Consider the following 24,358-nt stretch of genomic DNA (forward strand, 5'->3'; position numbering starts at 1 on the left):
AAATAGTAAATAGATTTTTGACTTCTATCAAAAAAATGTACAAACTAATAGAGAAGAAATCATGAAATAGTGAGGGTTTAAAATGAGAATACTATTTATTGGAGATGTTGTAAGTACTCCTGGAAGAGATATGGTACAGCAGTATTTACCACAGCTAAAAGCAAAATACGGACCAACAGTCACAATCATAAATGGTGAAAACTCTGCGGGAGGAAAGGGAATAACAGAAAAAATATACAGACAATTTTTAGAATGGGGCACCCAAGTCGTTACATTAGGAAATCATGCATGGCATAACAAGGAGGTATTTGAATTTATTGATCATGCCAAATACCTTGTCCGTCCAGCTAATTTTCCTGAGGGAAACCCAGGACAAGGAATTGTGTTTATAAAAATTAATCAATATGAGCTTGCTATCATTAATTTACAAGGTAGAACGTTCTTACCATCTATTGATTGCCCATTTAGGAAAGCGGATGAGCTAGTGGAAATTGCTAAAAAAAGAACTCCATATATATTTGTAGACTTTCATGCTGAAGCAACAAGTGAAAAGCAAGCATTAGGGTGGTATTTAGATGGAAGAGTCTCAGCGGTAGTTGGTACACATACTCATGTTCAAACTGCAGATGAACGGATTCTAACAAATGGAACAGCTTATATAACGGATGTAGGGATGACTGGTCCTTATGATAGCGTCTTAGGTGTTGAAAAAGAAGCAGTTCTGAAAAAGTTTTTGACTGAAATGCCAGTCCGGTTTGAGGTAGTAAAGGATGGACGTAACCAATTAAACAGTGTCTTAATTGACCTAGACCCTAAAACGGGATTAGCAACGAAAATACAACGAATTATCATAAATGACGACCACCCGTTTTTCTCCTAACGCTCGTTAAATTCTATTGATTTTGAATTTTTTGAAAAATTAACTCCTATGAAGCAGGAATACAAGCAGTTCCTCGTGAATATAGTATCAGTGGAATGATAATTTACTATTTGTTCTATTGAACTTACATCATTTACTGAAATGTACAAGGAGGAACTAGAAATGGAGATTTTAAAGGTTTCAGCAAAATCCAATCCAAATTCTGTAGCTGGTGCCCTTGCAGGAGTCCTTCGAGAGCGCGGAGGAGCAGAAATACAAGCGATTGGTGCAGGAGCATTAAACCAAGCAGTTAAAGCAGTTGCAATTGCCAGAGGCTTTGTGGCACCTAGTGGAGTTGATTTAATTTGTATCCCTGCATTTACCGATATTTTGATTGATGGTGAGGAGCGTACAGCCATTAAATTAATTGTAGAACCTAGATAAATGGTACTCATTTGTGTATATTAGTAAATAAGTATAACCTGTTTGCACATATGCGAGCAGGTTTTCTTTTATTATGATTTGGAGGGAACTTACATGAAAATTTTTGATGCACATTGTGATGTCTTATACAAATTATGGTTAAATCCAGCAATCAACCTTCAAGCGGAAGGGGATTTACATATTACAGTAGATAGGCTGAAAAAGGCGAATAGTAAAGTACAATGTATGGCTATTTATATACCAGAGGAGGTTTCCTATCAAGAGAGGTTTGAGGTCGCATTAGAGATGGTACATATCTTTCATCAAAAAATCCTTGCAGTATACCCATTTATCAAATTAGTAAAGGCAAAAGAAGATATTGAAAAGCTTAAGAGTGATGAGATTGGGGTAATATTGACTTTAGAGGGCTGTGATTGTATTGGACAAAGTATAACAAAGCTCCAAACTCTGTTTCACTTAGGAATAAAATCAGTAGGACTCACGTGGAATTACGGAAATGCTGTGGCTGACGGAATTCTTGAGCCTAGAGGTGCTGGACTATCGTTGTTTGGAAGGAAGGTGGTTGAAGAGAACAATCAATTCAAAGTGTGGACTGATGTTTCGCACCTTTCCATTAAAGGATTTTGGGATGTGTTAGAGTTAGCTAAATATCCGATTGCTTCCCATTCAAATGCTTTATCATTATGTAGTCATCCTAGAAACCTAAATGATGAACAGCTACTAGCTCTTATTAAAAAGGATGGCATGATTGGGATTAACTTTGTTCCATACTTTTTAACAGATAAAGATTCAGCAACCATAAGTGATGTAATTAACCATATTGAGTATGTATGCTCACTAGGTGGGGAAAGTAATATTGGATTTGGATCAGACTTCGATGGGATTTCAAAAACAGTAATTGGATTAGAGAACTTTGCTTGCTACAATAATTTAGTAGAAGAGCTTCTAAAGCATTATTCGCACGAGCAAGTCGAAGGGTTTTGTTACCAGAATTTTCTTAATCATCTTCCCTCATGAAAAAAATGATGAAGTTGTGTAAATAGTGATTACAAAAAATATTCGATAATTCGCCAAAAATTGACGTGAAAAGGGTTGCTTTTTTTGTGGGTTAGGTCTAGAATTGTAAGCGTTTAGTACATATCCAACAGGAATTTTAATTTCTAGTGATTTACTTGGAAAAGTGCTACACTATAATAGTATGTTCATTAAGTGTTGAAACCTAATAAAGAACATTTCTTTGGGGTGGATCTTTTTCTTTTTGAGCATCCTTATCATAAAACAACTATTCGATAGAATGAACGTAATTCAAAGGGGTGTAAAACACATGATCAATCAACTTTCATGGAAAGTTGGAGGACAGCAAGGGGAAGGTATTGAAAGTACAGGGGAGATCTTCTCAATTGCATTAAATCGCTTAGGGTATTATTTATATGGTTATCGCCACTTTTCTTCACGTATTAAAGGTGGTCATACGAATAACAAAATCCGTGTAAGTACAACGCAAGTTCGTTCGATCTCTGACGATCTTGATATTTTAGTAGCTTTTGACCAAGAGACAATTGATGTGAATTTCCACGAGTTACGCGATGGCGGGATTGTTATTGCCGATGCAAAGTTCGATCCAACTATTCCTGATAACTCAAACGTAACTTTATATTCTGTTCCATTTACTGACATTGCAACAGAACTTGGTACTTCATTAATGAAGAACATGGTTGCGATTGGGGCAAGTAGTGCAGTATTGGATCTTGATATTGATGTATTTAAAGAAGTAGTGCAAGAAATTTTCGGTCGTAAAGGTCAACAGATTGTAGATAAAAATATGGAAGCAATCAAACAAGGCTTTGATTACGTTGTGAATCAAACTGGTGATAACGTACAAACAATGCAACTTGAAAAGGCTGATGGAAAGAAACGTCTATTCCTAATTGGAAATGACGCTATTGCTATGGGGGCATTAGCCGGTGGAGCTCGTTTTATGCCCGCATACCCAATTACACCAGCTTCAGAAATTATGGAATATTTAATTAAGAAGCTACCAAAGTTTGGTGGAACAGTCATTCAAACAGAGGACGAAATTGCCGCTTGTACAATGGCAATAGGTGCTAATTATGCTGGTGTCCGTGCTTTGACAGCATCTGCAGGGCCAGGGCTTTCGTTAATGATGGAAGCGATTGGTCTTTCAGGTATTACAGAACAACCTCTTGTAGTGGTTGATACACAACGTGGTGGTCCTTCAACGGGTCTTCCAACAAAGCAAGAGCAATCAGATTTAATGGCAATGATCTACGGTACTCATGGTGAAATACCGAAAGTGGTTATTGCACCAAGTACAGTTCAAGAAGCATTTTACGATATCGTTGAAGCGTTTAACATTGCAGAAGAATATCAAGTACCAGTTATCTTCTTAACAGACCTTCAACTTTCATTAGGTAAACAAACGGTAGAGCCTCTTGATTACAACAAGATAGAAATTCGCCGTGGTAAGCTTCAAACAGAAGAACTACCAGAAATTGAAAATAAAGAATATTTCAAGCGTTTTGAAGTAACAGAGGATGGAGTATCTCCTCGTGTTCTTCCAGGTATGAAAAATGGTATCCACCATGTAACTGGTGTTGAACATGAAGAGGCTGGTAAACCATCAGAATCACCAACAAATCGCCATGCTCAAATGGATAAGCGTCTACGTAAATTAAACGCGCTAGTATCTAAATTCGATACTCCAGTTCATATAAATGCAAAGCATGAAGAAGCAGACATACTATTAGTTGGTTTTAACTCTACTCGTGGTACGATTGAAGAAGCTATGGGACGTCTAGAACAAGACGGAATTAAAGTTAACCATGCACATGTTCGTTTAGTTCATCCTTTCCCAGCAGATGTGATACTCCCGTATGTGAAGTCTGCGAAGAAAGTAGTTGTTGTTGAAAACAACGCAACTGGTCAGCTTGCTAACATTATGAAAATGAGTGTAGGTCATGGTGAGAAGATCGCTTCCTTATTGAAGTATGATGGAAACCCATTCCTACCAAAAGAAATTCACAACAGAAGCAAGGAGTTGTTATAAACAATGGCAACATTTAAAGACTTTCGTAACTCTGTAAAACCGAACTGGTGCCCAGGTTGTGGAGACTTCTCCGTACAGGCTGCTATTCAGCGTGCTGCTGCTAACGTTGGACTTGAACCTGAACAGCTAGCAGTTGTATCTGGAATCGGATGTTCCGGTCGTATATCAGGTTATATTAATGCATTTGGATTCCACGGAATCCACGGACGTTCTTTGCCAATTGCACAAGGTGTAAAAATGGCAAACAAAGATTTAACGGTTATCGCTTCTGGTGGTGATGGAGACGGATTTGCTATTGGTCTAGGTCATACCATTCATGCCATTCGTCGTAACATCGATGTTACGTATATTGTAATGGATAACCAAATATACGGTTTAACAAAAGGTCAAACTTCTCCTCGTAGTGAGGTTGGTTTTAAGACAAAGAGTACACCTCAAGGGTCTATCGAGCCAGCATTAAACGTAATGGAAATGGCATTAACTGCTGGTGCTACATTCGTTGCACAAAGTTTCTCTACAGATTTAAAAGAGCTTACAGCTCTAATCGAAGCTGGAATTAATCATAAAGGCTTCTCTTTAATCAACGTATTCAGTCCATGTGTAACCTACAATAAAGTAAACACATATGACTGGTTTAAAGAAAACCTTGTTAAATTAAGTGATATTGAAGGGTATGACCCTCATAGTAAAATGAAGGCAATGACAACGTTAATGGAGAACAAAGGTCTTGTAACGGGATTAATTTACCAAAACAAAGATCAAAAATCTTACCAAGAACTTGTTACTGGTTATAGTGAAACTCCACTATCACAAGCAGATTTAAAGATTTCTGAAGAACAATTCAATGAATTAGTTTCAGAATTTATGTAAAAAAAAGTCATTTCTCCTACCTGGAGAAGTGACTTTTTTTTTAAAAAAGATAAGAAAGTATAAGTTTCTGGTGTTTAGTATAAACAATGATACTGCTAAATCCAGCTCCAGCACACAGCCAAGATGAAATGGCGACGCTCTTTACCATTTCATCCTACTCGAGGGAAAAAGAAAAATCACGTTTTCCTTGGTCAAATAACCTGTCATGAATAAAAGGGAAAACCACCTTCTTTTCATGACAGAACTTTAGCTCTGCCTTAAGCTTAATGGTGCGCCCTGAGCCTTTTGTTCAAAACAGGATTTTCCTATCAATCAATAATTTACATTCGCATTTTACCGTAAAAGAGTGTACAATTTTCTACAAATTGCTTTTTTCATTGTTTATAGAAGTCCAAACCTATATACTATGGTAGTATGTACCTTATTTAATACAATAATAGAATGTTGCTTTTATATATAGAAAGGAGATTGACGATATGAACGAAAAACAACGACTTGAATCACAACAAGTACAAGCCCAAGATTCAACGGACAAAAAATCCGGCAAGGATTACAGCAAGTACTTTGAAGCCGTGTACATGCCTCCTTCTTTAAAAGAAGCAAAGAAGCGTGGCAAAGAAGAAGTTGCTTATCATAATGACTTCGGTATACCTGAAGAGCTACTTGGGATGGGAAAAGGCCGTAAGTTTTATATTCGCACGTATGGCTGTCAAATGAATGAGCATGATACAGAGGTGCTTGCGGGTATTTTTATGCAGCTTGGATTTGAACCAACAGACTCTAAAGAAACCGCTGATGTCATTCTCTTGAATACATGTGCTATTCGTGAGAATGCAGAGGATAAAGTGTTTGGAGAGCTGGGTCATTTAAAGCCACTAAAGAAAGAAAGACCCGATCTGTTAATCGGGGTATGTGGTTGTATGTCTCAAGAGGAATCGGTTGTAAACAGAATACTCCAGAAACATCATTTTGTAGATATGATTTTTGGAACCCATAATATTCACCGCCTTCCACAAATTTTGAATGAAGCTTATCTTTCAAAGGAGATGGTTGTGGAGGTATGGTCGAAGGAAGGAGACGTTATTGAAAACCTTCCAAGAGTACGTAAAGGAAACATTAAGGGCTGGGTTAATATTATGTACGGCTGCGATAAGTTCTGTACGTACTGTATAGTTCCATATACTCGTGGAAAAGAAAGAAGCCGTCGTCCAGAAGAAATTATTCAAGAGGTGCGACACCTTGCCGCTCAAGGATATCAGGAAATCACGTTACTCGGTCAAAACGTAAATGCGTATGGTAAGGACTTTCCAGACATGGAGTATGGTCTAGGTCATTTAATGGATGAATTACGTAAAATCGATATCCCACGTATTCGTTTTACGACGAGTCACCCGCGTGATTTTGATGATTATTTAATAGAAGTACTAGCGAAGGGTGGAAATCTCTTAGACCACATACACCTGCCAGTACAGTCAGGAAGCTCTGAAGTATTGAAATTAATGGCGCGCAAGTATAGTCGTGAGCATTATTTAGAACTAGTTCGAAAAATTAAAGAAGCAATGCCTAACGCATCTTTAACAACAGATATCATTGTAGGATTTCCGAATGAAACAGAAGAGCAATTCGAAGAAACGCTTTCATTGTATCGTGAAGTTGAATTTGACTCAGCTTATACATTTATTTATTCTCCGCGTGAAGGAACACCAGCTGCGAAGATGGAAGATAATATCCCAATGGAAGTGAAGAAAGAACGTCTACAACGATTAAATAGTGTTGTAAATGAAATATCTGCTAAGAAGCTTAAAGAGTATGAAGGTAAGATTGTAGAAGTACTTGTTGAAGGGGAAAGTAAGAATAACCCAGAGGTTCTTGCTGGCTATACATCAAAGAGTAAATTAGTTAACTTTAGGGCACCTAAGTCGGCAATTGGAAAAATTGTTAAGGTGAAGGTAGTTAAGGCTAAGACATGGACACTAGATGGAGAAATGGTTGAGGAAACGGTAGAGGTGAAATAGGATGGCATATACAAAAGAAGACATTATTACAAGAGCAAAAGATTTAGCGAAAATGATTGCTGAAACTGAAGAAGTTGATCTTTTTAAGAAAGCAGAAGCACAAATTAATCAAAATAGTAAAATCCAACAAACAATTGCTCAAATAAAAGCACTTCAAAAACAAGCTGTAAACTATCAACATTTTGGAAAACAGGAAGCATTAAAAAAGGTAGAAGAAAAGATTGATGCTTTGCAAGATGAACTAGATAATATTCCGGTTGTACAAGATTTTAAATCATCACAAATGGACGTAAATGATTTATTACAAATTGTTGCAGCCACTATTTCAAATACAGTAACTGATGAAATCATTGAATCAACTGGTGGTAATGTCCTTAGAGGCGAAACTGGTTCAAAGGTAAATGGTTCAAGCGGAAGCTGTGGCGACGGCTGTGGCTGTCACTAAAATATGAAAGAAGCAGAGTCCATCTCTGCTTCTTTTTTCAATTATTAAGAAGTATAAAAGTTTTTCAGCAATAAAATGGGCTAGTGACTTGGAATCCAGCTCCAGCACCCAGCCACTCGAGGTCAAATAACCCTAAATGAGTAAAAAGAGGGAAAAGCTCCCTTTTTCTCATTTAGAAATATTTGCTCTGCCTGAGGCTAAACGGGGCGCCATTAACCTTTTGTTCTGGTCCAAGGTGCATTTTGGGGTCATCCTAACCTGGCACCCAGCGAACCTAATGTCATAGAAGCTACCGTTTTATTCTGAAGGAATACTTCGTCGGTGTGTCTAGAAGATGGTGGCTGGATCCCTATGTTCATGTCTATTTGATTCAGTAGAGCATGCTGACTCCTCACTTCAATAAACTTATCATAAATATAAAAATATGGTACATATCTGGGCTTCCGTGCATACAATGAACTATACCGCCTAATTATGGTCAAATGGGAACTTTTTTTATTACTTAAAAATTTGTAGCACACTAGTCATTTGTCACGCATAGGATGAATTGAAGATTTAATTGAGGAGGGTTTGTTCTTATGTCCCAATACAGAGAGATTATTACAAAGGCTGTCGTTGGAAAAGGTAAAAAATTCACGCAGTCCACTCATACGATTTCACCTTCGCACAGACCAACAAGTATCCTTGGCTGCTGGGTAATCAATCATGTTTACAATGCAGAAAAATGTGGGGATGTAGTTGAGGTAGAAGGACGTTATGACATTAACGTATGGTACTCTTACAACGACAATACAAAAACAGAGGTTGTAACAGAAACAGTATCATATAAGGATGTAGTCAAACTTCGTTACCGTGATGAAAATTTCTTCGGTGACGAACACGAAGTCATTGCCCGAGTCGTTCAACAGCCTAACTGCTTAGAAGCAACGATCTCACCTAATGGCCACAAGGTTGTGATAGAAGTCGAAAGAGAATTTCTAGTAGAAGTGATTGGTGAAACGAAAGTATGTGTTGCTGTAAATCCAGATGCATGCGAGGATGACTTCGATTTTGATTGCGATGATGATGAGGATTTCGAAGATCTAAATCCAGACTTCTTATTAGGCGATGAAGAGGAATAACCAGTAACTAGGGAGGATAACTTCCTAGTTTTTTTCTTGGGTACAGGATGTACCTACTCGGCGTTGGCGACAGGACGTCGCCGTTCTTAGCCGAGTATCCTTTGAATAGGATGTGGGTACTGGGCGCTATCGCCAGAACACCTGAGCATTTTTTGTGTATCTACTTAGGATAACTATACGCGATCCGCGTTCTTCTTCATGCCCCCTTTTAACACACCAATTTTTGCATTTAACCTCTATAAATGCCACCTTTGTAAACACGTAAATGTGTTACTTTTCCAAACAAGAAAATTGTAGAATTATGCTATAATAGAAAGAAAGAACTTTGATCAATACACTTGAGTTATAAACATGCACTCGTTGTATTTCTAAAAAATAGATTTATAGTTTCTCGTTATGGGGGTTTATGATGGCACAGTACACGCCAATGATTCAACAATACTTAAAGATTAAGGCAGAATATCAGGATGCCTTTTTATTTTTTCGTTTAGGTGATTTTTATGAGATGTTTTTTGAGGATGCCGTAAAAGCGGCTCATGAACTAGAGATTACCCTAACAAGCAGAGAAGGTGGAAGCACTGAAAGAATACCAATGTGCGGAGTCCCTTATCACTCTGCACCTAACTATATAGAACAATTAGTGGAAAAAGGGTATAAGGTTGCTATCTGTGAACAAACAGAAGACCCGAAACAAGCTAAAGGCGTCGTAAGAAGAGAGGTTGTTCAATTAATTACTCCGGGAACAGTCATGGAAGGAAGGAGTTTAGAGGATAAAAGTAACAATTACATATCAACATTATCTCAGTTTGAAGATGGTTCATATGGCTACTGTTATAATGATCTTTCCACTGGAGAACTGTATGTAACGCAGCTTACAAGCTGGGAGGATTGTGTTGGAGAAGTCTTGTCAACCAATGCGAAGGAAATCGTTGTACCAAGTACATTTGCCGGTGAAAAAACTAGATTGTTAATTGATCGCTACCAATTAACTATTTCCTATGAAGATGAGACGTCGATCATACTAGAGAATAACGCACTTTTTCAAAACATTAGACAGGAATTGCTTGTTCAGACAGTGTTAAGACTGCTGCATTATTTAAAAAGAACACAGAAGAGAAGCCTAGATCATTTACAACCAGTAGTGTTCTATCAAATGAATGAATTTATGAAAATAGATGTTCACTCTAAACGAAATTTGGAGTTAACGGAAACCATTCGGTCTAAAGGGAAAAAGGGTTCATTATTATGGCTACTTGACGAAACGATGACATCGATGGGTGGGCGGATGCTGAAAATGTGGATTGACAGACCGCTTATTAGTCGCGATAAGATACAGAATCGACATGATATGGTCGGTGTCCTTATGACCCATTTTTTTGAAAGAGAAGAATTAAGAGAAAAACTAAAAGAAGTATACGATATTGAGAGACTTGTTGGTAGGGTAGCTTTTGGAAATGTGAATGCTAGAGATCTCGTTCAACTAAAACGTTCCCTCCAGCAAGTTCCGTTTATCCAAGATATCGTAGCAAAGTTAGAATTGCCTTATGCGAAAGAGCTTTCAACGAACATCGATCCGTGCGAAGAGCTAACAGATTTATTAGCTGTTTCCTTAAAAGAAAATCCTCCGCTTAGTGTTAAAGACGGTGACATCATTCAAGATGGATATAATGAAAAGCTTGATCAATATCGTGATGCGAGTAGAAATGGGAAGACGTGGATTGCTGAATTAGAACAGAAAGAGAGAAAATTAACAGGGATAAAGTCACTTAAGATCGGCTATAACAGAGTATTTGGTTATTTTCTTGAGGTTACAAAAGCCAATATCTCAATGCTTCCTGAGGGAAGATACGAACGGAAACAAACGTTATCAAATGCTGAACGATATATTACCCCTGAATTAAAGGAGAAGGAAACCTTAATCCTTGAAGCTGAAGAAAAAATCGTTCAGCTTGAATATGAACTCTTCCAGACAATACGTGAACAGGTTAAGGAATACATTCCAAGGCTGCAAAATCTTGCCAAGCTTATTAGTGAAATTGATGTATTACAAGGCTTTTCAAAAGTTAGTGAGGAACGTCATTTCAAAAGACCGATACTTTCAACTGAACATGTACTTCATGTGAAAAATGGTCGACACCCTGTAGTAGAAAAAATGATGAATGCGCAAGAATATGTAGCGAATGATTGTTTCCTTAACCAAGACCGACAAATGCTCTTAATTACTGGACCAAATATGTCAGGTAAAAGTACATTTATGAGACAGATTGCTTTAACGGCTATTCTTTCTCAAATCGGATGTTTTGTACCTGCAGAAGAAGCACACCTCCCTATTTTTGATCAGGTGTTCACAAGAATTGGAGCAGCTGATGACTTAATATCGGGTCAAAGTACGTTTATGGTTGAAATGCTCGAGGCGAAAAATGCAATTGCCAATGCAACAAAGCAAAGTTTAATTCTTTTCGATGAAATTGGAAGAGGAACTTCAACCTATGATGGAATGGCTTTAGCACAAGCTATCATTGAATATATCTATGAGCATATCGGAGCTAAAACCTTGTTCTCAACACACTACCATGAATTGACTTCATTAGAAGAGGAGCTTCCCCATCTTATAAATGTTCACGTTAAAGCTGTAGAGCAAAACGGAAAAGTAGTATTTTTACACAAAGTTCTAGAAGGAGCAGCAGACAAAAGTTACGGTATACATGTCGCTGAATTAGCTGAACTACCACCATCATTAATATCACGAGCTAGACAGCTACTTAGTAAGTTTGAGTCAATTGAAAAGATTAATACTGATGAAGTAAAAGAGTCTGAGCAATTATCATTCTTTGGACAAGCTCCTTCTCAAAGCAAAGGAAAGAAAACATTCGATCATGAGAATGATATCATTACATCTCTTAAGTTGGTCAATTTAATGGAGATGACTCCAATGGATGCTATGAACAAGCTATTCGAATTGCATAAAAAAGCTAAAAAGCAGTAAGAAAGGGGGAGGCTAGATGGGAATCATTCGAAAACTAGATGATTCACTTTCAAACAAAATTGCAGCGGGAGAAGTAGTCGAGCGTCCTGCTTCGGTTGTAAAAGAATTAGTAGAAAATGCTATAGATGCTGGAAGTACAATCATTGAAGTGGAAATAGAAGAGGCTGGCCTCTCAAAAATTAGAATTATTGACAATGGTCATGGGATTAGGGAAGATGATGTTTTAGTTGCATTTGAAAGACATGCAACAAGTAAGATTAAAGATGAAAATGATCTATTTCGAATTCGCACATTAGGTTTCAGAGGCGAGGCGCTTCCGAGCATTGCATCTGTCTCGTATTTAGAAATTAAAACATGTACTGGGGATGGACCTGGTACCTATCTTTTACTTCGTGGCGGAGAAATTCAGAAGCACGAACAGACAAACAGCCGCAAAGGAACAGAAATAACAGTTAGTAACCTCTTCTTTAATACTCCAGCTAGACTGAAGTATATGAAAACCATTCATACGGAGCTGGGTAATGTTACAGATGTCATGAATCGGATTGCACTGGCTTATCCAGGAATTTCTTTTAAGCTGGTCCACAATGATAAAAGAATACTCTACACTACTGGCAATGGTGAAGTAATCCAGGTGTTAGCAGCCATTTACGGTGTGTCTATTGCGAAAAACATGATACCTCTTAAACTAGACTCGCTAGATTTTCAAGTCACAGGCTATATTTCTTTACCAGAAATAACAAGGGCATCACGAAATTATATGTCACTTATCATTAATGGGCGATATGTAAAAAACTTTCCATTAGCCAAAGCGGTACAGGATGGATACCACACCTTACTCCCTATTGGAAGGTATCCAATTGTGTTGCTTGAAATTAATATGGATCCTTTACTTGTGGATGTTAACGTTCATCCTGCAAAATTAGAGGTAAGGTTAAGTAAGGAAACAGAGCTTCATCAATTGATTGAGGAGGGTATACAGAATACCTTCAAAAAACAGCAGCTTATCCCTTCGATTCCAGCAAAAAAGGAAATGAGGAAGGATCATACTGTTCAAGAAGAACTTAGTTTTTCTCATACAATTCAAGAAGCATCGGTGCCAATATTGGGTACAAAGGAACGAGTAGAAAAAACAACTTATGATATAAGTAATAAACCTTCAATAGATAGAAGCTTGAATGGAAACGAATCATTATTGCCAGGGAATATTGACCTGAAGATGAATGATCCTCATTTCTCTGCAACAAGACAGGTGGAAGGTGAAGTATACGAGGGTGATCATGACCAGCATAACCGAATCCCTCCTTTGTATCCAATCGGTCAAATGCATGGGACATATATTATTGCTCAAAACGAAAATGGGTTATATATTATCGACCAGCATGCAGCTCAAGAGAGAGTGAAGTATGAATATTTTCGCGAAAAGGTAGGAGAGGTAAGGAGAGAGCTTCAAGATTTACTCGTTCCATTAACCTTTGATTTTTCACAAAACGAATCTTTAATTCTTCAAGAACATTTATCTCTATTACAGGAGGTTGGAATCTTTTTAGAGGAATTTGGTTTAAATAGCTATATTGTAAGATCCCATCCTCAATGGTTTCCAAAGGATCATGAAGCAGAGGTAATCGAGGAGATTATAGAGCAAGTATTAAAAGAAAAGAAGCTAAGTATAAAAAAACTTAGAGAAGATGCGGCGATTATGATGAGCTGTAAAGGGTCCATTAAAGCAAATCAATTTTTAAGGGAGGCGGATATCTTTTCATTGCTAGAGTCACTTAGAAAATCTCAAGATCCCTATACATGTCCCCACGGCCGCCCAATTATTGTTCATTTTTCAACGTACGAGATGGAAAAGTTATTTAAACGTGTCATGTAAAAGCTGCCTCAAGCAGCTTTAATTTTTTTGTGAAATTATACTGAATGGACGAGGGAATATTGGATATAATGATTAGATGTTATGAAACTTATGTTAAAATAAGAGAAATTTGATACATAAGGAATGGGATTAGGTTTGGGAGAACGTGAAAAAGAAAAACTTGTTGTTTTAATTGGTCCAACAGCAGTTGGGAAGACGAAATTAAGTATTGACATTGCTAAAAGGCTAAATGGCGAGATTATTAGTGGAGATTCCATGCAAATTTATCGATCTATGGATATTGGTACAGCAAAAATTACGAAGTCTGAAATGGAAGGCGTCCCCCACCATTTAATAGATATTAAGGATCCGACTGAATCCTACTCTGTTGCTGAGTTTCAACAAGATGTTAGAAGCTTAATTACGGATATCACAAATCGAGGAAAGCTACCAATGATTGTCGGTGGTACTGGATTATACATACAATCTGTAATTTATGATTATGTTTTCTCAAGTATTGGTTCTGAAACAACGGTAAGAAATCAGCTAGAAAAAGAACTCGGTGAGACAGGGATAGAACCACTGTATGAAAAGTTAAAGACATTAGATCCAATTAGTGCGGAGAGGATTCATCCAAATAATCATAGACGGGTAATCCGAGCACTGGAAATATTTTTAACAACAGGCAAAACAATGACAGAATATCAAGATGAACAGGAAGAGGATATTTTATTATATGATGTAGCTTTAATCGGTCTAACTATGGACCGCGATAAGTTATATGAAAGAATTAATAAACGAGTAGATATTATGGTTAGGGAAGGTTTAGTGAGTGAAGTAACAACTTTATTTAATCAGGGGATAAGAGATGTTCAATCCATTCAAGCGATTGGATACAAGGAAATTTACGAGTACTTGGAAGGGAAAGTAAGTTTTGATGAAGCCATTGAAACGTTAAAAAGGAACTCGAGAAGGTATGCTAAACGCCAGTTAACTTGGTTTAGAAATAAACTGAATGTTACATGGATTGATATGACTGATTCTGACTATGAAAAAAAGTTAACACAAATTATACAAATAATAGCAGGAAAGCTACAATCTTAAATCGAAATAATCTTTATAGAGAAAAAGAGGAGGACATAAATATGAAGCAGTCAATTAATATTCAAGACCAATTTTTAAATCAACTCCGAAAAGATAATGCATTCGTCACAGTGTATTTACTTAATGGCTTTCAATTAAGGGGTTTGGTAAAAGGGTTCGATAATTTTACGGTTCTTCTGGAATCGGAGGGTAAACAACAACTTATTTACAAACATGCCATATCGACGTTTGTTCCACAAAAAAACGTTCAATTAGAACTAGATACTCATTAACACAACCTCTTTCGTAAACAAAGGATTTTCTATTTTATTGTAAGTTATGAAAGTATAAGTTTCTGGTGTATAGTTTATACAATGTTACGGCTAAATCCAGCTCCAGCGCACAGCCAAGATGAAATGGCGACAATCTTTGCCATTTCATCCTACTCGAAGTTAAATAACCTGTCATGAATAAAAGCGAAAACCATCTTTTTTCATGACAAAACAATTGCTTTGCCTGAGGCTAAACGGGGCACCCTGAGCCTTTTGTTCATAAAACTAAACGAAGAGTTACCTCGATTCCTGTTTACATAAGGGTGTTAACATCATTCGAACAAGTAAAATTTTGTGTAAATATTGTTATAAACATGAACTCTGTGAAAACGGGGTTTTTTTTATTGGTTTAGGAATATGTATCATATAAGGCCAAATCATATATGATCTATTTCTTGGGAAAGCGCATATTTTGACAAGGTGTAACAAATACATGCATACTATTGAACGTTTACACTTGAGGAAATGCTGGAAATTTGTAATATATGGGCATTTGTCACACATTTTATGCTACGGGCGTATACTAATAAGGAAATGTGAGGTGATAGTCCTTGGATCAACCAATAAAATTAAAAAATAATGGACAAATCAATATTATCCTACATGATCAAAAGGCGCGTTCCAAGCCAATAGAAAAAGAACGAGAAACGATTTCACAAACTGAGGTACCTTCTAAACACGCAGAACTAAGACAAATTGAAGAAGAGATGTCTGCTTTAATAGGTCTTGATGAGATGAAAAAAATGGTGAAAGAGATTTATGCGTGGTTATATATTAATAAGAAAAGAGAAGAACAAGGACTGAAGGCAAGTAAGCAAGTCTTACACATGTTATTTAAAGGAAACCCTGGAACGGGAAAAACGACAGTAGCTAGATTACTAGGTAAATTATTCTTTCATATGAATGTACTATCTAAAGGACATTTAATTGAAGCTGAAAGAGCTGACTTAGTTGGAGAATATATTGGTCATACTGCACAAAAAACACGCGACTTAATTAAAAAGGCAATGGGGGGCATTTTATTTGTTGATGAGGCATATTCCCTTGCGAGAGGTGGGGAAAAGGATTTTGGTAAAGAAGCCATTGATACATTAGTAAAGCACATGGAAGACAAACAACATGACTTTATTCTCATTTTAGCGGGGTATTCTCGAGAGATGGATCATTTTTTATCATTGAATCCTGGCTTAAAATCAAGGTTTCCAGTTGTTTTAGATTTTCCAGATTATACTGTTGAACAATTACTAGAGATTGGCCGGCGGATGGTAGCAGAAAAGGAATATCAGCTTTCAAAAGAGGCTGAATGGGAATTGAGGAATCATTTAAGGGAAATCACAAGTAAAAACCAGAAATCATTTAGTAATGGAAGATATATTCGGAATATTATAGAGAAAACGATTCGATCCCAAGCAATGAGATTATTAATGCATGAATCCTATGAGCGTACAGAGCTTATGACCATTCATAAACAAGATCTTGATTTTGATTTGTGAAAGCTACGTTAAAAACGTAGCTTTTTCTATGAGACGATATGTATGGATCAGAATAGAATTGTCCTTACTAGTTAGTGGAAGGGTTAATGGTTTCGAATCTGTTTTTTATTTGATATGATATTGAGTACCTACCTGTACTTACATATGGAATGGGGGATTATGTTGACTGAAAAAACAATTGAGGCATTAGAAAAAGTGATTTTAGTCGGTTGTCAGTTGCCGACAGATGATGATAGACAGCTGGAGTATTCATTGGATGAGCTGGCTTCTTTAACTAAAACAGCAAATGGGAGGGTTCTCACAAGCGTCATACAAAAGCGAAATAGTATTCATTCTGCGACATATATAGGAAAAGGGAAAGTAGAAGAAATTCTAGCACTTGAACAAGAACTAGAACCTGATGTTATTATTTTTAACGATGAACTCTCACCAAGTCAACTAAGAAACTTATCAAATACATTTGAGGCTAGAGTTATTGATCGGACACAATTAATTCTAGATATATTTGCGAGTAGAGCTAGGTCTAGAGAAGGTAAACTTCAAGTAGAATTAGCTCAGTTACAGTATTTATTGCCACGTCTCGTTGGAAAAGGCGTTTCACTCTCAAGGCTAGGGGGAGGTATTGGAACAAGAGGTCCTGGTGAAACAAAGCTAGAAACGGATCGCCGACATATTCATCGAAGAATTGATGAGATTAAAGCTCAGCTTACAAGTATCGTACAACATAGAGAACGATATCGAGAACGTAGAAAACATAATCAAACGTACCAAATTGCGCTAGTTGGGTATACAAATGCAGGTAAATCGACCTTATTTAATCGGTTAACGGAGGCTGACTCTTTTGAAGAAAATCAGCTTTTTGCAACCCTTGATCCTATGACAAGAAAGTGTATATTACCTTCTGGATTCACGGCTTTACTAACAGATACAGTAGGATTCATTCAAGATTTACCTACATCATTGATAGCGGCATTTCGTTCGACATTAGAAGAGGCAAAAGAAGCTGATCTGATTTTACACGTTGTAGACTCTTCTAATCCAGATTACTTTAATCATGAGCAAACCGTTTATAAATTGTTGGAAGAGTTAAAAGCAGATCAAATTCCTGTATTAACTGTTTACAATAAGCGCGATGAATTGCATCACGAGTTTGTTCCTTCATCAAAAAGCGCTTCATTGCTAATAAGTGCTTTTAATAGTAAGGACCAAGAAACATTAAAACAAAAAATCCAATTGATGATGAAGGAAAGTATGGAAGAATATAGTGTTTGTCTTCCCAATTCCGAAGGAAAGCTTCTTGCATTATTGAAATCAACGTCTGTTTTAACTGAACTTACTTATCAGGAGGACAAAGATTGTTATAAATGTACGGGCTATATCCAACCAAGTCTTTCGCTGACGCAGCAACTAAAAAACTACATGCAGTAGAAGAGGGGAAAAACATGTTAGAAAAATTGAGTTATGGTCATGTATTGGCACCAATTGTTTCAGAGATTGAACAACAAATAAAACCGATTCAAGAAAGGATAGACCAACTTGCTGAAAAGAACCAATTTCGCATTTTACAAAGTTATCAACATTTTCAGGTAAGTGATTCTCACTTTATACCTTCTACAGGCTATGGTTATGATGATAGAGGTAGAGATACGCTTGAAAGTATATATGCTGAAGTTTTTGGTGGTGAGGCTGGGTTAGTACGCCCTCAAATAATTTCAGGAACTCATGCAATTTCGATCGCTCTATTTGGTGTTTTACGGCCAGGTGATGAGCTACTATACATAACTGGAAAGCCCTATGATACACTTGAAGAAATTGTTGGCCTACGGGGAAATGGAGTTGGCTCTCTAAAGGATTTTCAAATTGGGTATAAAACTGTAAACCTGAAAGAAAGTGGTCTTATTGACTATGATGCTGTTCGGAATAAAATTAAGCCGAACACGAAAATGATAGGAATTCAACGTTCAAAGGGATATGCGACACGACCATCCTTCACTATTTCTGAAATAAAGGAAATGATTGAATTCGTAAAATCAATAAATAAAGATATCATCGTATTTGTAGATAACTGCTACGGTGAATTTGTTGAAGAATTTGAACCTTGTCATGTTGGGGCTGATTTAATGGCAGGGTCATTAATAAAAAATCCAGGTGGAGGTTTAGCTAAAACTGGTGGATATATAGTCGGCAAGCAGTCATTAGTTGAAGCCTGCAGTTACAGGATGACTTCACCAGGTATAGGGGCGGAAGCAGGAGCATCTCTTTATAGCCTCCTAGAAATGTACCAAGGCTTCTTTTTAGCTCCCCACGTTGTTAGTCAAGCTTTAAAAGGGGCGGTGTTCACGTCAGCTTTCTTAGAAAAACTTGGCTTTAATACGAGCCCAAGATGGGATAGTAAGCGAACTGATTTAATTCAGTCAGTTCAATTTGACGATCGCGAAAAAATGATTGCATTTTGTCAAGCCATTCAATACGCATCTCCGATAAACAGTCACGTTACGCCCTATCCAAGTTACATGCCAGGATATCAAGATGACGTCATCATGGCTGCTGGAACGTTTATTCAAGGTGCAAGTATTGAACTATCAGCAGATGGTCCATTGAGGTCACCGTTTGTTGCTTTTGTCCAAGGTGGACTTACATATAGTCATGTTAAAACGGCAATTCTGTCTGCCGTAAATTCATTACTTGAAAAAAGGTTGTTTGAAATATGATTAATGGGGTGGAAATGTATGAACTAACATACATTTCTTTTTTTGAATTTATTCATGTAAGAAAACATAACATGATATTGACAGTTTACCTTACATGGAATATGATGTAAGTATGAAGAAAAAATAAAGGAGGATTTGAAGTGAGTGACAAACACATTCGTCGTAATATGCCATTATTTCCAATTGGAATTGTTATGAACTTAACCGATTTGTCTGCTCGCCAAATCCGGTATTATGAAGAACATGGATTAGTGACACCTGCAAGAACAGATGGGAATCGTCGTTTATTTTCCTTTAATGACGTTGATCGACTCTTGGAAATTAAAGATTTAATTGACCAAGGTGTAAATATGGCAGGGATCAAGCAGGTTTTCCAAGTAAAACACCAATCAGATGAAACAGAAAACAAGCAAGTTGAAATTGTGAAAAAAGAGTTAACGGATGAGGAACTTCGTAAAATGCTTAAAGATGAACTCATCCAGGCCGGTCGATTTAACCGTACATCTTTAAGACAAGGTGACATGGCCAGATTTTTCCATTAAAAGAGATGAACACTAAGGGAGGAAATTAGAATGTCAAGATTTACAAAGGAAGATATTTTTAGAATTGCCAATGAAGAAAATGTAAAGTATATCCGCCTTCAATTTACTGACTTACTAGGGATTATTAAAAATGTTGAAATCCCTGTTAGTCAATTAGAAAAAGCACTTGACAATAAAATGATGTTTGACGGTTCTTCTATTGAAGGGTTTGTTAGAATTGAAGAATCAGATATGTACTTATACCCAGATTTAGACACGTGGGTTGTATTTCCTTGGACTGCTGAAAAAGGAAAGGTTGCACGCTTAATTTGTGACATTTACAATCCAGACGGCACTCCATTTGAAGGAGATCCACGAAATAATTTAAAGCGTGTGTTAAGAGAAATGGAAGCTCTAGGCTTTACTGATTTCAACCTAGGACCTGAACCAGAGTTCTTCTTATTCAAGCTAGATGAAAAAGGGGAACCTACTCTTGAGTTAAATGATGCGGGTGGATACTTTGACCTAGCACCAACTGACCTAGGGGAAAATTGCCGTCGTGATATCGTACTTGAATTAGAAGAAATGGGCTTTGAAATTGAAGCTTCACACCATGAGGTTGCACCTGGACAGCATGAAATTGACTTTAAATATGCTAATGCTCTCAAGGCATGTGATGATATTCAAACATTTAAACTAGTAGTAAAAACAATAGCTCGTAAACATGGTTTACATGCTACTTTCATGCCAAAACCATTATTTGGAGTGAACGGCTCTGGGATGCATGCTAACGTTTCGTTATTCAAGGGTAACGAAAATGCGTTCTTTGATCCAAGCAAAGATTTGCAATTAAGTGACGATGCAATTCATTTTATCGCTGGTGTGTTAAAGCATGCGCCTAATTTTACAGCTGTAACAAACCCTACTGTAAATTCATACAAGCGACTAGTTCCTGGCTATGAGGCACCTTGCTATGTTGCGTGGTCTGCAAGAAACAGAAGTCCACTAATTCGTATTCCTTCTTCACGTGGCCTAAGTACTCGTGTAGAAATACGAAGTGTGGATCCTTCTGCTAACCCATATTTAGCAATGGCAGTACTACTAGCTTCAGGTCTTGATGGTATCAAGAATAAACTTCAAGCTCCTAAGCCGGTAGATCGTAACATCTATGTAATGAACAAGCAAGAGCGCTTAGAAAATGGTATCGTTGATTTACCAGCAACACTTTACCATGCACTAGAGAACCTAAAAACAGACGAAGTCATTAAAGGGGCATTGGGAAGTCACTTACTAGAGCACTTTATTGAAGCAAAGGAAATTGAATGGGATATGTTCCGTACTCAAGTTCATCCTTGGGAACGTGAGCAATATATGTCAACGTATTAATATATATAAAACCTTGATACCATTGGTATCGAGGTTTTTTTATTAAACTAAGAAAGTATAAGTTTCTGGTGTTTAGTTGATACAATGTTACGGCTAAATCCAGCTCCAGCACCCAGCCAAGATGAAATGGCGACGATCTTTGCCATTTCATCCTACTCGAGGGGGAAAAGAAAAATCACTTTTTCCTTGGTCAACTAACCTGTCATGAATAAAAGGGAACACCACCCTTTTTTTCATGACAGAACATTTGCTCTGCCTTAGGCTAAGGGGGGCCCCCTGAGACTTTTGTTCTGAAAAAAACTGAATTCTGTGAAAAGAATGTATGTTACAGAGAATTAAATGATGTGTAATAGAGAACAGAATTATTAAAAATGTAGCAAGGAATTCGTCATTTTATGTCGAAGAATATTGTATAGTAGACATTTAGTGAAAATAAATCCTTTCATAAAAGAAAGTACTTCATCAAGGTTTATCAAAGGATACGGGACGAATCATACTTAGGAGAGAATAGATATGCGGTTAGTACCACTAGAACGATGTGAATCAAAAATGATGTTAGGGCAATCGATTTATGATGGAAATGGAAGAGTTCTTCTAGCTAAAGGGACTGAACTTTCTGATCGCTTAATCCAGAGACTTAAAAAACTTCATATTTATTCTGTCTATATAGAAGATGAACTTTCGCAAGGAATAGAAATTGTTGAATCAGTTCCTGAGAGGCTTCGTATAGAAGCAGTCAATGTAATTACAGATAGTTTAAACACTATCGCTGAACTAAAGGATACAAGCGGTAGCAACCTACAAGGAATGATGAAGACAGGAAGAGCAATCCGAAGCTTGCAAAAAGTTTTTAAGGACTTATTATCATGCCTTTCAGAAAACAGAACAGTTATTAATTTATTGGCTACTACAAAAATTCACGGAAATGATATTTACCAGCATAGCTTAAATGTGACCATATATGCATGTCAATTAGCCATTGAGAATGGATTGCCACTAAAAAATATTGAAGAAATCGGATTAGGTGCAATGTTACATGATGTAGGAAAGGTGTTTATCTCCCATGAGGTATTAAATAAACCTGGAAAACTAACAGAAGAGGAATATGAATATGTGAAGAAACACACAGAACTGGGGTTTGATCTATTACGTAAAATTCATGAAATTCCAATGACTGTCTCACATTGTGCACTTCAACATCATGAAAAATTAGATGGAACGGGATATCCAAGAGGGTTAAAAGAAACTGAAATTCATAGTTATGCAAAAATTATTAGTGTTGCAGATGTATTTAGTGCATTGACAAGTCATCGAGCTTATCGGACGCCTTTTTTGCCACATGAAGCATTAGAAATTTTGTATGCTGGTAGTGGCTCCCAATTTGAAAGTAAACAAATTCAATTATTTAAAGGGTGTATTGCAATTTACCCTCAAGGATTAACAGTGAAAATGAATGATGGCAGGATAGGAATTATTTCGGATTATAATTTTCATTCGGTAGGTAGACCAAAAGTAAGGATCATTCGAGATGAATATAACCAAAAAATTGTACCTTATGAAATCGATTTATCCTCGAAGGAGCATTTAACGCTTGATATCATTGAATCAGATCCATTGCTCTATTAATGCAAAAAGTGTAGTAAATAGATTGTTTGTTAGAAAAGAATGACAAAAGTCTTGGGTTTTCCAAGACTTTTCTTCTTAGTGTAATGTTCGATAGACACCAATGACTTTACCCAGTATTGAAACACTTTTTAATAGAATTGGCTCAAGACTGGAATTTTCAGGTTGCAAACGAATATAGTCTTTCTCTTTAAAAAACCTTTTCACTGTTGCTTCATCTTCTTCAGTCATAGCAACAACAATATCCCCGTTATTGGCTGTTTTCTGTTGACGGACAAGTACGAGATCTCCGTCAAATATCCCAGCTTCAATCATGCTATCACCCATAATTTCTAACATAAATACATTTTCTCCAGGTGTTACATACCGGTCAGGTATAGGAAAGAAATCTTCTATATTTTCTACCGCAGTAATGGGTTGTCCAGCAGTTACTTTCCCGATAATCGGTACATTAATAACAGATCCATTAAAAACAGGCTGAACAATATTGTCTTGATCAAGAATTTCAATAGCTCTTGGTTTAGTAGGATCTCTTCGAATTAATCCCTTACTCTCTAATCTTGCGAGATGACCATGGACGGTGGAACTAGATGCTAGGCCAACGGCCTCTCCAATTTCACGAACAGAAGGTGGATAACCCTTTAGCTGAACCTCGCGTTTAATAAACTCCAAAATATCTTGTTGTCGTTTTGATAGTTTCTTCATAGTAAAACACTCCAATAGCTCCATATAATTACAAACAGTATACCATGCCTACTACAAATATACAAACATAAGTTCGAGAAAAATGATTGACAAAAACAAATGTTCGTATTAAATTAATCATATAAGAACATACATTCTATTTTTGGGGGTCGCTTATATGAAAATAAAAATGATGAATCTATCATTCTATATACTTTTCCTGTTCACAATTTTTTCTATTTTCTTTGTTTCTTCCTATATCAATAAAGATAGTCGACTAGAAGAAGAGTACTTGTTTATTCAGCTATCTTCTGGGGATACGTTATGGGATGTTGCTGAACAGTTTGCAGATCAACATGGTTTAGCGACGACTCAGTTTATTAAATGGGTCGAAGAAAAGAATAACATTGACGGAAACCTTATTGTTGCGGGTGAAAGGATTGTAATACCTGTTAAAAAGGAACATATATCAGATACAGTTTTACTTGTCGCTGATGGATCAGTCGCTCATTAAGCTCATTAATTAGATGAAAAATGTAACCTGCTTGATTCCAAGCAGGTTCTTTTAGTATCATACGTATATGCTTAAGACCGAAGTAAAGGAGTATACTAAAAATGCTATCACAGGAAAAATTAGCTAGAATTAACCATCTATCGAAGAAATCAAAAGAAGTTGGGTTAACAAAGGAAGAAATGGAAGAACAGAAAAGTCTTAGGGAAGAATATTTAAAAGCTTTTAGAGGTCAAATGGTAGATCATTTACATTCTATAAAGGTTGTTGATGAAAAAGGAACAGATGTTACCCCAGAAAAGTTAAAGAAAAGTAAAGCACAGAGAAAAAATCTTCATTAATTTTGTTCTTA

At 36.8% G+C, this 24,358-nt stretch carries 20 protein-coding genes and 1 pseudogene; 20 read left to right on the plus strand and 1 reads right to left on the minus strand.

Annotated elements, in window-relative coordinates:
- The first annotated feature begins 82 nt into the window (after positions 1–82).
- The 18 genes and pseudogenes from ACFSCX_RS04855 (at position 83) to ACFSCX_RS04940 (ending at position 22,814) form a co-directional block, all read left to right on the plus strand.
- On the plus strand, positions 83–880 hold the full coding sequence (locus ACFSCX_RS04855) for a TIGR00282 family metallophosphoesterase (RefSeq protein WP_377926999.1): 798 nt from the start codon (positions 83–85) through the stop codon (positions 878–880).
- Positions 881–1,042: 162 nt separating this feature from the next.
- A complete protein-coding gene (gene spoVS, locus ACFSCX_RS04860) occupies positions 1,043–1,303 on the plus strand; it encodes a stage V sporulation protein SpoVS (protein ID WP_010193268.1) in 261 nt (86 codons plus the stop codon).
- Positions 1,304–1,396: 93 nt separating this feature from the next.
- Positions 1,397–2,320 carry a dipeptidase gene (locus tag ACFSCX_RS04865; RefSeq protein ID WP_377927001.1) on the plus strand — a complete coding sequence of 308 codons (924 nt, stop codon included), beginning with the start codon at positions 1,397–1,399 and terminating at the stop codon, positions 2,318–2,320.
- 307 nt (positions 2,321–2,627) lie between these two features.
- Positions 2,628–4,387 (plus strand): annotated as a pseudogene (locus ACFSCX_RS04870) (2-oxoacid:acceptor oxidoreductase subunit alpha).
- The gene (locus ACFSCX_RS04875; protein ID WP_377927002.1) at positions 4,374–5,240 is read left to right on the plus strand and encodes a 2-oxoacid:ferredoxin oxidoreductase subunit beta; all 867 of its coding nucleotides are present in this window, start codon (positions 4,374–4,376) and stop codon (positions 5,238–5,240) included. Before ACFSCX_RS04870 ends, ACFSCX_RS04875 begins: the two are co-directional and overlap by 14 nt.
- A 476-nt stretch (positions 5,241–5,716) precedes the next feature.
- Entirely contained in the window at positions 5,717–7,255 is a 1,539-nt protein-coding gene (miaB, locus tag ACFSCX_RS04880; protein ID WP_377927003.1) for a tRNA (N6-isopentenyl adenosine(37)-C2)-methylthiotransferase MiaB, read from the plus strand.
- Between the two features lies 1 nt (position 7,256).
- Positions 7,257–7,700: a YlbF/YmcA family competence regulator gene (locus ACFSCX_RS04885; protein WP_377927004.1), complete on the plus strand. Its 444-nt coding sequence runs from the start codon at positions 7,257–7,259 to the stop codon at positions 7,698–7,700.
- A 578-nt stretch (positions 7,701–8,278) separates the two neighbouring features.
- Complete coding sequence (locus ACFSCX_RS04890; RefSeq protein ID WP_377927005.1) at positions 8,279–8,821, plus strand: outer spore coat protein CotE; 543 nt, start codon at positions 8,279–8,281, stop codon at positions 8,819–8,821.
- 409 nt (positions 8,822–9,230) lie between these two features.
- Complete coding sequence (gene mutS, locus ACFSCX_RS04895; RefSeq protein WP_377927006.1) at positions 9,231–11,807, plus strand: DNA mismatch repair protein MutS; 2,577 nt, start codon at positions 9,231–9,233, stop codon at positions 11,805–11,807.
- 16 nt (positions 11,808–11,823) lie between these two features.
- Positions 11,824–13,683 carry a DNA mismatch repair endonuclease MutL gene (gene mutL, locus ACFSCX_RS04900; RefSeq protein ID WP_377927007.1) on the plus strand — a complete coding sequence of 620 codons (1,860 nt, stop codon included), beginning with the start codon at positions 11,824–11,826 and terminating at the stop codon, positions 13,681–13,683.
- 135 nt (positions 13,684–13,818) lie between these two features.
- Positions 13,819–14,766, plus strand: coding sequence for a tRNA (adenosine(37)-N6)-dimethylallyltransferase MiaA (gene miaA, locus ACFSCX_RS04905; RefSeq protein ID WP_377927009.1), 948 nt, complete (start codon positions 13,819–13,821; stop codon positions 14,764–14,766).
- Positions 14,767–14,807: 41 nt separating this feature from the next.
- The gene (hfq, locus tag ACFSCX_RS04910; RefSeq protein WP_377927010.1) at positions 14,808–15,038 is read left to right on the plus strand and encodes an RNA chaperone Hfq; all 231 of its coding nucleotides are present in this window, start codon (positions 14,808–14,810) and stop codon (positions 15,036–15,038) included.
- Positions 15,039–15,628: 590 nt separating this feature from the next.
- Positions 15,629–16,570, plus strand: a complete 942-nt coding sequence (spoVK, locus tag ACFSCX_RS04915; RefSeq protein ID WP_377927011.1) for a stage V sporulation protein K — start codon at positions 15,629–15,631, stop codon at positions 16,568–16,570.
- A gap of 159 nt (positions 16,571–16,729) precedes the next feature.
- Positions 16,730–17,998 (plus strand): GTPase HflX, encoded by a 1,269-nt coding sequence (gene hflX / locus ACFSCX_RS04920; protein WP_377927012.1) that lies wholly within the window; start codon positions 16,730–16,732, stop codon positions 17,996–17,998.
- Between the two features lie 14 nt (positions 17,999–18,012).
- Positions 18,013–19,281, plus strand: coding sequence for a methionine gamma-lyase family protein (locus ACFSCX_RS04925; protein WP_377927013.1), 1,269 nt, complete (start codon positions 18,013–18,015; stop codon positions 19,279–19,281).
- Positions 19,282–19,448: 167 nt separating this feature from the next.
- Positions 19,449–19,823: a MerR family transcriptional regulator gene (locus ACFSCX_RS04930; protein WP_377927078.1), complete on the plus strand. Its 375-nt coding sequence runs from the start codon at positions 19,449–19,451 to the stop codon at positions 19,821–19,823.
- Between the two features lie 30 nt (positions 19,824–19,853).
- Positions 19,854–21,188, plus strand: coding sequence for a type I glutamate--ammonia ligase (gene glnA, locus ACFSCX_RS04935; RefSeq protein ID WP_377927014.1), 1,335 nt, complete (start codon positions 19,854–19,856; stop codon positions 21,186–21,188).
- Positions 21,189–21,701: 513 nt separating this feature from the next.
- On the plus strand, positions 21,702–22,814 hold the full coding sequence (locus ACFSCX_RS04940; RefSeq protein ID WP_377927015.1) for an HD-GYP domain-containing protein: 1,113 nt from the start codon (positions 21,702–21,704) through the stop codon (positions 22,812–22,814).
- A 75-nt stretch (positions 22,815–22,889) separates the two neighbouring features.
- Here ACFSCX_RS04940 and lexA read toward each other — a convergent pair whose 3' ends face one another.
- The gene (gene lexA / locus ACFSCX_RS04945) at positions 22,890–23,516 is read right to left on the minus strand and encodes a transcriptional repressor LexA (RefSeq protein WP_377927016.1); all 627 of its coding nucleotides are present in this window, start codon (positions 23,514–23,516) and stop codon (positions 22,890–22,892) included.
- 157 nt (positions 23,517–23,673) lie between these two features.
- Here lexA and yneA point away from each other — a divergent pair, with 157 nt between their 5' ends.
- Both yneA and ACFSCX_RS04955 read left to right on the plus strand, forming a co-directional pair.
- Positions 23,674–24,009: a cell division suppressor protein YneA gene (yneA, locus tag ACFSCX_RS04950; RefSeq protein ID WP_377927017.1), complete on the plus strand. Its 336-nt coding sequence runs from the start codon at positions 23,674–23,676 to the stop codon at positions 24,007–24,009.
- Between the two features lie 101 nt (positions 24,010–24,110).
- Positions 24,111–24,347, plus strand: coding sequence for a DUF896 domain-containing protein (locus tag ACFSCX_RS04955; RefSeq protein WP_377927018.1), 237 nt, complete (start codon positions 24,111–24,113; stop codon positions 24,345–24,347).
- Positions 24,348–24,358 lie beyond the last annotated feature (11 nt).

It is taken from the genome of Bacillus salitolerans, from assembly GCF_042680805.1.
GTDB classification, from domain to species: domain Bacteria; phylum Bacillota; class Bacilli; order Bacillales; family SA4; genus Bacillus_CJ; species Bacillus_CJ salitolerans.